We start from the raw sequence: 10,452 nt of genomic DNA, 5'->3' as shown, positions 1-10,452 counted from the left end.
CGCCACGGCCTTCGCCGAAGCGATTGCCACGGGCCGCGCCGGGGCCATTGCGATCGGGGCGCTCGCCACGCGGGGCGGGGCGGCCCGGACGGCCTTCGCTCCGGCTGTCAAAGCGACCTTCGTTGCGACTGTCCGATCGGGCGTCCGATCGGGCGGGGCCACGGCCCGTGCCGCGATCGGCGCCGCCACGCGATCCGGGGCCGGAGGGACGCTTGGGACCGCCCGGACCCGACCGGCGCGGCGGACCAGATTTTTTTGGCGGTTCCACTTGATGCATTCCTTTTCGTGACGGGTGGCCATCCCCATATCAGGGCGGCATGTGCAATATGATGAACGGTGCCATAGCGCCGTCCATGTGAACGGCAAAGCCCCGGCCGGGCGCAACCCGGCGCCGGGGCGCGGCGTTGGTCGGTTGCATGGCGGAAACGGGGCAGGACAGCAAATGTTTTTCGGGCGAATCAGAGGGGACGACACCGCCAGGGACGGAGCGAGAGACGGGGCAGGTGCGCCGCGCAACGCCATTCGCAGCGTGCTGGTGGTGGAGGATGAACCGCTCGTCGCCTTCGACCATGAGCATATCCTGTCCCAGGCAGGCTATCGCATCGCCGCCACCGTCGACAGCCACACCCACGCCGCCCGCGTGATCGATATGGGATCGGTCGATCTGGTCGTCACCGACATCAATCTGCGCGGTGGGCGCTGCGGCATAGAGGTCGCGCGTCATGCCCATGCGCGCCAATTGCCGGTGCTGTTCGTCACCGGTGCCTGTCCCGCCGATGCGCGATCGCTGGCGGTCGGCTGTCTCGCCAAGCCCTTCGCCCCGCGCGACCTGCTGGCGGCGATCGCGGTGGTCGATGCGGTGCTGGCCGGTCGCGCGCCACCACGCAAGCCGCGCGGCATGAAGCTGTTCGCCGAGATCGCCTGACGCCGGGCTGATCCGGGGCAGGCAGGCGGCCGTGCCGCTTGCCTCTGCTGCATTTGCTCATATGGTGGCGCCCGGATCGCATCATCGGGGGCATCACAGATCATGACGGAATTGGCCGGCGGCACGCGCAGCTGGAGCGACGCGGTAAAGCCCTATGTGCAGAAGGAGCCGCTGGCGGCCTTCTTCCTGGGGGTTTCGTCCGGATTTCCCTATGCCATGATCGGCGCCACGCTGACGACGCGGCTGGCGCAGGACGGCATCGACAAGAAGGCGGTGACCGCCTTCACGCTCGCCTTCCTCGTCTACAACCTCAAATGGCTATGGGCCTGGATGGTCGATGGCGTGCGCCTGCCGATCATCGGCCGGTTGGGGCAGCGCGTATCCTGGCTGTTGCTGACGGGGCTGCTGGTGATGGCGGCGGTCGCCAATCTGGCGCTGGTCGATCCGACCACCGGCCTGTTGCAGACCGCCTATGCCGCGATCCTGGTCGGGGCCGCCGGTGCGACCTTCGACATCGTGATCGATGCCTATCGGATCGAGACGCTGAAGCCCGAGCAATTGGGCGTGGGCTCTGGTATGTCGCAATATGGCTGGCGGATCGGGTCGGTGGCGGCGGGCGCGCTGGCACTGGTGCTGGCGGCGCGGATCGGCTGGCATGGCGCCTATCTGGCCTGCGCGGTCTTTGCCCTGCCGGCGATGCTGACCGGGCTGGTGCTGGGTGAACCCGAACGGCACCGCGAGGCGGCGGCGCGGCGCGGCATGGGCGAAGTGTGGCAGTCGATCGCCGGTCCGCTGGTCGAGTTTTTCCGTCGCCGGGGCGCGGTATTGGTCCTCTGCTTCATCCTGCTGCACAAGATCGGCGACACGCTCGCCAACCTGACCTTCCGCCTGCTGTTCGACGACATGGGATACAGCAATGACGAGATCGCCATCTATGACGTCGGCATCGGCTTCTGGGCCTATCTGATCGGCATCTTCGTCGGTGGCATCCTCTATGCACGGCTGGGCATGAAGCGGTCGGTGCTGATCAGTCTGGTGCTGATGTGCGTGTCGAATTTCAGCTTTGCGGCACTGGCGGCACTGGCGGCACTGGGCAAGAGCAACTGGGGCATGGCCGGGGCGATCGGCTTCGAGAATTTCGCGAGCGGCATCGGCGGCGTCACCGTCGTCGCCTATTTCTCGGCGTTGTGTGACCTGCGCTTCACGGCGGCCCAATATGCGCTGATCTCGGCCGCGGCGAGCATCGTGGGCCGTTTCCTGACCGGGACGACCGCCGGCGCGCTGATCGAGCGGTTCGGCTATGTCGATTTCTACCTGCTGACGACGGCACTGGCGGTGCCGGGCATCCTGCTGTTCTGGCTGATGATGCGGGCCGGGCTGATCGATGCGAGCATCGGCACGGCGGCGACTGCTGATGGCGACAAGGCGAGCGGAAGCGCCGCATGATCTTCCTCGTCGCGTCCATCTGTATCCAGATCATCTGTGCGGTCGATGTCGTGCGCAGCGGCCGCAACCAGATCTGGATGCTGTTCATCTTCCTCTTCTCGCTGGCGGGCTGCTTTGCCTATCTGATGCTGGAAGTGCTGCCGGCCTATTGGGGCAATCGCCATCTGCGCACGGCGCGCAGCCAGGTGGTCGGCAAGGTCGATCCCGAACGCGGCCTGCGCAAGGCGCGGGCTGATCTGGACCTGGCCGAGACCGCCGCCAACCGGATCGCGCTGGGCGATGCGCTGCTGGACCTCGGCCGCTTTGCCGAGGCGGAGGCGGCCTATCGCAAGGGGCTGGCGCTGGGACCGGGACAGGACGCGACGACGCAGGTCAAGCTGGCGCAGACCCTGTTCGAGCTGGGGCGCAGCCGCGAGGGGCTGGCGGAGCTGGACGATGTGCCCGACGTCGGCCGGGGCAGCGAATGGGATCGGCGCGCGCTGCTGCGGGCGCGGATGCTGGCCGATATCGGTGAGGATGCGCAGGCGCGCCTGCTGTTCGAGGATGTGATGAGCCGCTATGCCGGCGAGGAGGCGCGCTGCCATTATGCCGCCTTCCTGCTGGCGCAGGGCGACCGGCTGCGCGCGCGGCAGATATTGGAGGAGGTCGAGCAGCGGGCCAGGCAGCTCGACCGCACCCAGCGCGCCGCCCAGGCCGACATGTATCGCTGGGCTGGCGAGCAACTGGCGGAGTTGCGCAAGGCGGCGGCTTAATTTGCCGCGTAGAGGTCCAGCGGCCGGCCAAGGTCGCTATGCGCCTGCGCCACCGCCTGCAGGCAGGTGAGCGCGCCCAGCGCATCGTCATTGCCCAGCAATCCCGAGACATTGTCGAAGGCGGTATGCGGATCGCGCAGCGCATCGCCCACCGCCTGCATGATCGCCGCCTCGTCCGCCGTCATCCGCGCGCAGCAGCAGGGCGCGACCAATATCTTGCGGCTGGCGGCGCGCGCCAGTTCCAGCATCATCGCGCGCATCAGTACCAGGGGCCGGCGATAGCTTTTGCCGAAGGCGCCCAGCATCGCATTGGCGGCATGGGCATCATTGACCCCGGCCGTCGCCATGCGGCGCATGACGAACAGGAACAGCCGATTGCCATAGCCGCCCGGAATGGGCCGGGGCAGTTCGACGGGGTAGCTTTCTCCATATGCCATGCGGGTGCGCCTTTATGTGACTCGGGGACACACAAGCTAGGCTATTGCGAGGCATTCGCAAGTCTAAATCAGTCGGGCAATTGTCCGTTCAACCGCAAAATCTCTCCGGCCATATAGAGCGAGCCGGCGATCAGGATGATCGGTGCCGCATCCTGGGCCTGGGCGGCATCCTGTGCGATGGCGGCGATCGCCGCCTGCGGGTCGTCATGGGCGGTGCAGCCTATGCCCCAGCGGGCGGCGATGGCGGCGAAGCGTTCGGGCGGATGATGATCATGCCCCGACACCGGCAGCGCATGGATATGGGCGATCCGGCCGCCGAACGGCGCGAGATAGGCGTCCATATCCTTGTTGGCGAGCATGCCGATGACGAGTTGGATCTGGCGGCTGTGCAGCCGGTCGGCGGTGAAGAAGGCGCTGATCGCCTGGCCGGCGGCTTCATTATGGCCGCCGTCGAGCCAGGCTTCCGCCGCTTCGGGCAGGGCGGCGAGCAGCGGGCCGCGCTCCAGCCGTTGCAGCCGGGCGGGCCAGTGCGCCCAGAGCGGCGCGGCCTTCAGGGCTGCCTCGCTCACCGGCACGGCCTGCTGATGGCGGAGCATGGCGATGGCGAGGGCGACATTCTGGACCTGATGCGCGCCGGGCAGGCGCGGCATCGGCACGTCGACATGGCCCTGCTCGTCGCGATAATGGACCCGGTCGCGATAGACGGCGGCGTCCCAGGCGGTGCCCATGGCGAGCCATAGGGTGCCGGCGCGATCCACAGCATCCTGCATCACCGGGGCGAGGGTGGGATCATAACGCTGCGTCACCAGCGCCGCGCCGGGCTTGGCGATGCCGGCCTTTTCCGCGGCGATGACGGGCAGCGTGTCGCCCAGGAAGGCCTGATGATCGATGCCGAGCTGGGCGATGCCGCAGACGACCGGATCGACGATGACGTTGGTGGCGTCGAGCCGCCCGCCAAGGCCGACCTCTATGATGCAGGCGTCGGCATCATGTTCGGCAAAGGCGAGGAAGGCAGCGGCTGTCGTCACCTCGAAGAAGCTGGCGCCGATCCCTTCTGCCACATCCAGCACGCGGGCGAGATAGGCGGCGAGCATGGCATCGCCGATCAGCTTGCCGGCGATGCGGATGCGTTCGTTGAAGCGGACCAGATGGGGCGAGGTGAAGACATGGACGGTCTTGCCGTCCGCTTCCAGTGCGGCGCGCAGGAAGGCGCAGGTCGACCCCTTGCCGTTGGTGCCGGCGACATGGAAGACCGGCGGCAGGCGATGGTGCGGATCGTCCAGCCGCTCCAGCAGCCGGGTGATCCGCTCCAGTCCCAATATGTCGGCGCCGGGGGACAGCGACCAGAGCCGGTCAAGCTGGGCCTGGACCTGCGGGTCGTCCGAAACGGCATGGTCGGCCATGGCGCGCTGATCCCCCTATCGCGCTTTTGAGGCTCAGGCGGCGGCGCGCGGCGTCAGATAGCCGATCACGCGGGCCAGCGTGTCGCGCAGTTCGCTGCGATGGACCACCATGTCGAGCATGCCATGGTCGAGCAGATATTCGGCGCGCTGGAAGCCTTCGGGCAGCTTTTCGCGGATCGTGCTTTCGATGACGCGCTGACCGGCGAAGCCGATCAGGGCATTGGGCTCCGAAATCTGGATATCGCCCAGCATCGCATAGCTGGCCGTCACGCCGCCGGTGGTCGGATCGGTCAGCACGACGATATAGGGCAGGCCGGCCGCGTGCAGCTTCTGGATCGCCACGGTGGAGCGCGGCATCTGCATCAGCGAGAGGATGCCTTCCTGCATGCGTGCGCCGCCGGCAGCGGTGAAGATGACATAGGGGCATTTATGCGCGATCGCGTCATTGATGCCCTGGATGAAGGCCGCGCCCACGCCCATGCCCATGGAGCCGCCCATGAAGGCGAAATTCTGCACGCCCATGACCAGCGGCACGTCGTCGATTGCGCCGCGCGCGTTGATGAGCGCGTCCTGGTCGCCGGTGGAAGCACGGGCGGCCTTGATCCGGTCCGGATAACGCTTGCTATCGCGGAACTTGAGCGGATCTTCCGGCACGCCGGGCGTCGGCAGCAGGATGAAGCCGGCGTCGAGGATCTGCTCGAACCGTTCCGACGGGCCGATGCGGCCATGATGGTCGCAGCGCGGGCAGACCGAGAGATTTTCCTCCCATTCCTTGATGAAGACCATTTCCTTGCACGACGGGCACTGGTGCCAGAGCGTTTCGGCGGTGGTTTCCTTCTTGGTGAAGGGCAGGGCGTTACGAACGCGGTTGATCCAGCTCATGCTGCGGTCTCCCGGATAGAAGTGGTGAGGGCGCCGCTGAGCGACGCGACGAATTCCTGGACGAAGGGGCCGGCGGCATCGCCGTGCGAGCCGACGATGTCGACGATCGCCGAGCCGACCACCACGCCATCGGCGACGCGGCCGATGGCGGCCGCCTGTTCGGGCGTGCGCACGCCGAAGCCGACCGCGATCGGCAGGTCGGTGGCGGCCTTCAGCCGATCGACCGCCATTTCGATATTGGCCTGCGCCGCCTGCTGCTTGCCGGTGATGCCGGCAACGGCGACATGGTAGAGGAAGCCGCTGGCGCCGTTCAGCACGGCGGGCAGGCGGGCGGCGTCCGTGGTCGGGGTCGCAAGGCGGACGAGGTGGACGCCGACGGCGCGCAGGGCGGGGCCGAGTTCGGCATCTTCCTCCGGCGGGATATCGACACAGATCACGCCGTCGACACCGGCGGTCTGGCACTGGTCGGCGAACCAGTCGGACCCGCGCGCCAGCATCGGATTGGCATAGCCCATCAGGATCAGCGGCGTTTCCGGGTGCCGCGCGCGGAAATCGGCGGCCAGCGCGAACACGTCCTTGGTCTTGGTGCCGGAACCCAGGCTGCGCAGGTTGGCCAGTTCGATCGCCGGGCCATCAGCCATCGGATCGGTGAAGGGCATGCCGAGTTCGATGATGTCGGCGCCGCCCGCGACCAGCGCATCGAGGATGGCAGGGGTCGAGGCGACGTCCGGGTCACCGGCGGTCACGAAGGTGATGAGGGCGGCGCGGCCCTGTGCCTTGCAGGCGGCGAAGCGGGTGGCGAGACGGTCCATGCTCACATCTCCACTCCCAGCGCGTCGGCGACGGTGAAGATATCCTTGTCCCCCCGGCCCGACAGATTGACGACGATGATCTTGTCCGCGTCCAGCGTCGGCGCGACCTGCTGCGCGGCGGCCACGGCATGGGCGGATTCGAGCGCGGGGATGATCCCTTCAAGGCGGGAGAGGGTCTGGAAGCTTTCCAGCGCCTCATCATCCTTGATCGGCAGATATTTCACCCGGCCGATCTCGTGCAGCCAGCTATGTTCCGGGCCGATGCCGGGATAGTCGAGGCCAGCCGAAATGCTGTGGGCTTCGGTGATCTGGCCGTCCTCGTCCTGGAGCAGATAGGTGCGGTTGCCGTGCAGGATGCCCGATGCGCCGCCAGCCAGCGAGGCGGCATGCTTTTTGTCGAGGCCCTCGCCGGCCGCTTCCACACCGATCATCGCGACTTCGGGATCGTCGAGGAAGGGGTGGAACATGCCGATGGCGTTGGAGCCGCCGCCCACCGGGGCGATCAGCATATCGGGCAGACGGCCTTCGGCCTCCATGATCTGCGAGCGGATTTCCTTGCCGATGATCGACTGGAAATCCCGCACCAGCTCGGGATAGGGGTGCGGGCCGGCGGCGGTGCCGATGATGTAGAAAGTGTCATGGACGTTAGACACCCAATAGCGCAGGGCGTCGTTCATCGAATCCTTGAGCGTCGAGGAGCCGGAATGGACCGGGATCACCTCGGCGCCGAGCAGCTTCATGCGGAAGACGTTGGGCTTCTGCCGCTCGACATCCTTGGCGCCCATGAAGATCTTGCATTCCATGCCGAACAGGGCGGCGACGGTCGCGGTGGCGACGCCGTGCTGGCCCGCGCCGGTTTCGGCGATGACCTTCTTCTTGCCCATGCGGCGGGCGAGCAGCGCCTGTCCGATGCAATTGTTGATCTTGTGCGCGCCGGTGTGATTGAGTTCCTCGCGCTTGAGGTAGATCTTGGCACCCTTGCCCGGCTCGGCCTTGGCGCGCAGCGCTTCGGTCAGCCGTTCGGCATAATAAAGCGGGTTGGGGCGGCCGACATAGGAGCGCAGCAGCTCGGCATATTCGGCGTGAAATTCGGGATCGGCCTTGGCTGCCTTATAGACCTTTTCCAGTTCCAGGATCAGCGGCATCAGCGTTTCGGCGACATAGCGGCCGCCAAAGGCGCCGAAATGGCCGTTATCGTCCGGCTGGCTGCGAAGGCTGTTGGGCAGGGTGATGGTGTCGGTCATGAATATCTTTCCGGGGACAAATGATGGGCGTTCGCTTGTGGTCAGGAAGCGATCAGCGCCATCGTCCTTCGATGCGCATGGCAGGGGCGTTCAGCGTCAACATGCCGACACCGCTTTGCAGAAGGCCATGATCTTGTCCACACTCTTGATGCCCGGTGCATCCTCGACGCCCGAAGAAACGTCGATCAGCGGCGTGTCGGTCAGGCGGATCGCTTCGCACACATTGTCGATACCAAGGCCCCCCGAAAGCCCCCAGGGCGCGGGCATGGCGACGCCGCGCAGCAAGGTCCAGTCGAAGCGCAGTCCCATGCCGCCGGGCAGCGCCGCGCCATCGGGCGTCTTCGCGTCGAACAGCAGCCGGTCGACTGTGCCGGCATAGGCCTGGGCCGCGTCGATATCGGCGCGGGTCTTGACCGAAATCGCCTTCCACACCGGCAGGCTGAAACGCTGGCGAATGGCGGCGACCCTCTCCGGGCTTTCCTTGCCATGGAGTTGCAGGGCGCTGAGCGCGCCGGTGCCGGTCAGGCGGGCAAGCTGTTCGTCATCGGCATCGACGACCACGGCGACGCGATCGACATGGGCCGGGACGGCCGCAGCGAGCGCGCGCAGCTGGTCGGCTTCGACATGGCGCGGGCTTTTGGGGAAATGGACGAAGCCGACATGGCTCGCCCCGGCGCACACGGCGGCGCCCACCGTCTCCGGCGTCGACAGGCCGCAGATCTTGATCGCGATTCGGGACATGGGCGGGCCTTTAGACCGTAAGGGAAGGGAAGTCACATCCTGGTGAGCGCTGGGGCATGGCCCGGCTCGGTCAGGTCGATGTCCTGCAGACCCAGCCACTGGTCGAGATGGGCAAGCGCGGCATCGCCCAGAAAATCGTCGAGCGCGGCGAAGATCGCGGCCTGATCCATTTCGGCAGGATCGAGGGGCTGATGCCATTTCAGGGTGAAGCGCGTGCCGCCGGTTCGGACGAGATAGAGCGGCATGATTCGGGCGCCCGACGCCTTGGCCATACGCAGCGCGATCGAGACATTGCCCTGCGGCCCCAGCGGCCTGCCGAAGGTGGGAAAGCTCACCTGCCGGTCGCGCCGTTCGTCGAGCAGCATATAGGCGAGCGCGCGATCTTCCTTGGCCAGATGACGCAGGATGCGCCGCGCCGCGCCTTCGCCCGGTGGCAGCGCATCGGTGGCATAGGCGGCACGGGCCTTTTCCAGCATTTTGGCATGGCGCGGATTTTCCGGCGGTTGCTGCACGCCGATCGACGGCCGGTCCATCTGGGTCTTGAGATGGGCGGCAATCACATCCCAATGGCCGATATGCAGCGACACGAAGATGATCGCGCCCGGCCCATCGACGATGGCGCGATAGGCATCATGATCCTCGATCGAGAAATGACCATTCGCCAGCAGTCGCCCCATCGACGGCAGTTCGGCGGCGAAGCGGCCGACATTGCGCCAGCGTTCGTGCAGGAGCGTGGCGGCATCGCGTTCCGACAGATCAGGACGCAACAGGGCAAGGTTGCGCCTGGCGCGTTCGGATCGGACGGCCATGCGGCGGGGGGCGACCATGCCGCCGAGCCATGCGCCGATCGCCGAACCGGCGCTTACCGGCAGGATGTGCATCAGCCGATACATGAAGGGGCTGTAGAGCATTCAGATCGCGCACTTGGATGGGTTGGCACTGGGCATGGCGTCGGTCATACACGGGCGCGATAAAGGGTAAAGGGGCATCCCGATCTTGAGCATCTTCCTGGCGATCTGGTTCCTGCTGCAGGCGATCGGCCTGCTGGGCGTGATCAATTATTGGCGCCATCTGCCGGCGGACCGACAGGAGGAGGCGCCCGACGGCGCGGTCATGATCCTGTCGGTGCGTGACGACTGGCAAGGTGACAGCGAACTTGTCACCCGGCTGAAGGCGCAGAGCGCGCCGTTCCGTCTGCTGCTGGCGACGTCGGGGGGCTGTGTGGCGGCGGAGGCGCTCGCTGCCGCCGAGCCGGATTGGGTGCAGATCGTGCGGGCGGGCGTGGCCAGCGACGAGGGGCAGAAGGTTCACAAGTTGCGGGCGGCATTGAAGGCGTTGCGCGACGGGGATCGCTATCTGATCTTCATCGACGCCGATATCGAGCCGCCGGTGCGGTTGGTAGGGCGACTGCTCTTCCCGCTAGTGCGGGGCAAGGCGGATATCGTGACAGGTTATCGGCTGCTGCTGCCGGCCGGGCAGGGCATGCCGGCGCTGGTCGGCGCGGTCGAGCAGCAATTGGCGACGCTGCCGCGCGCGGCCAGTTCCACCATGCCCTGGGGCGGGGCAATGGCGATGACGCGGGTGGCGGCCGAGCGGATCGACATCGACGCGGCGCTGGCCGGGCGCCTGTCCGACGACATGGCGATCGGCCTGGCTGGATGGCGCGCGAAGCTGCGGATGCGGCCGGTGCGCGACCTGCTGGTGGCGAGCCCATTGGACGGAAGGTTGAGTGCGCTCTGGAATTTTGGGGTGCGTCAATATCGCCATATCCTCACCAACAGTCCGCGCATGTGGGCGGTAGCGACCGGTG

At 66.8% G+C, this 10,452-nt stretch carries 11 protein-coding genes and 1 pseudogene; 4 read left to right on the top strand and 8 right to left on the bottom strand.

The genetic code is table 11. From position 1 onward, the window contains the following. A pseudogene (locus CG471_RS31040) lies at positions 1 to 268 on the bottom strand (pseudouridine synthase); the annotation flags it as partial. A gap of 174 nt (positions 269 to 442) precedes the next feature. Here CG471_RS31040 and CG471_RS27090 point away from each other — a divergent pair. From CG471_RS27090 to CG471_RS27080, 3 genes are all read left to right on the top strand, one after another. Next, positions 443 to 925, top strand: coding sequence for a response regulator (locus CG471_RS27090; RefSeq protein WP_004207663.1), 483 nt, complete (start codon positions 443 to 445; stop codon positions 923 to 925). Between the two features lie 102 nt (positions 926 to 1,027). Beyond that, positions 1,028 to 2,371, top strand: coding sequence for an MFS transporter (locus CG471_RS27085; protein ID WP_099234368.1), 1,344 nt, complete (start codon positions 1,028 to 1,030; stop codon positions 2,369 to 2,371). Continuing rightward, entirely contained in the window at positions 2,368 to 3,123 is a 756-nt protein-coding gene (locus CG471_RS27080; protein ID WP_099234367.1) for a tetratricopeptide repeat protein, read from the top strand. The genes CG471_RS27085 and CG471_RS27080 overlap by 4 nt, the downstream gene beginning before the upstream one ends. Here CG471_RS27080 and CG471_RS27075 read toward each other — a convergent pair. The 7 genes from CG471_RS27075 to CG471_RS27045 form a co-directional block, all read right to left on the bottom strand. Next, positions 3,120 to 3,560: a DUF6628 family protein gene (locus CG471_RS27075; RefSeq protein WP_004207660.1), complete on the bottom strand. Its 441-nt coding sequence runs from the start codon at positions 3,558 to 3,560 to the stop codon at positions 3,120 to 3,122. The genes CG471_RS27080 and CG471_RS27075 overlap by 4 nt on opposite strands. A 68-nt stretch (positions 3,561 to 3,628) precedes the next feature. Next, a complete protein-coding gene (locus CG471_RS27070; protein WP_099234366.1) occupies positions 3,629 to 4,963 on the bottom strand; it encodes a folylpolyglutamate synthase/dihydrofolate synthase family protein in 1,335 nt (444 codons plus the stop codon). A 33-nt stretch (positions 4,964 to 4,996) separates the two neighbouring features. Continuing rightward, entirely contained in the window at positions 4,997 to 5,845 is an 849-nt protein-coding gene (gene accD, locus CG471_RS27065) for an acetyl-CoA carboxylase, carboxyltransferase subunit beta (RefSeq protein ID WP_004207658.1), read from the bottom strand. After that, positions 5,842 to 6,657 (bottom strand): tryptophan synthase subunit alpha, encoded by an 816-nt coding sequence (gene trpA / locus CG471_RS27060; RefSeq protein WP_099234365.1) that lies wholly within the window; start codon positions 6,655 to 6,657, stop codon positions 5,842 to 5,844. The genes accD and trpA overlap by 4 nt, the downstream gene beginning before the upstream one ends. 2 nt (positions 6,658 to 6,659) lie before the next feature. Then, the gene (trpB, locus tag CG471_RS27055) at positions 6,660 to 7,901 is read right to left on the bottom strand and encodes a tryptophan synthase subunit beta (protein WP_099234364.1); all 1,242 of its coding nucleotides are present in this window, start codon (positions 7,899 to 7,901) and stop codon (positions 6,660 to 6,662) included. Between the two features lie 96 nt (positions 7,902 to 7,997). Then, on the bottom strand, positions 7,998 to 8,642 hold the full coding sequence (locus tag CG471_RS27050; RefSeq protein WP_099234363.1) for a phosphoribosylanthranilate isomerase: 645 nt from the start codon (positions 8,640 to 8,642) through the stop codon (positions 7,998 to 8,000). 32 nt (positions 8,643 to 8,674) lie between these two features. Next, complete coding sequence (locus CG471_RS27045; RefSeq protein WP_099234362.1) at positions 8,675 to 9,553, bottom strand: lysophospholipid acyltransferase family protein; 879 nt, start codon at positions 9,551 to 9,553, stop codon at positions 8,675 to 8,677. A 91-nt stretch (positions 9,554 to 9,644) separates the two neighbouring features. Here CG471_RS27045 and CG471_RS27040 point away from each other — a divergent pair. After that, on the top strand, positions 9,645 to 10,452 hold an 808-nt coding region (locus CG471_RS27040; protein WP_099234369.1), incomplete at its 3' end, for a glycosyltransferase.

Origin of the sequence: Sphingobium sp. IP1 (assembly GCF_002708645.1) — a bacterium.
Lineage (GTDB): Bacteria > Pseudomonadota > Alphaproteobacteria > Sphingomonadales > Sphingomonadaceae > Sphingobium > Sphingobium yanoikuyae.
Note: the sequence above shows the minus strand (reverse complement) of the source record. Positions and strands in the feature narration are given on the sequence as shown.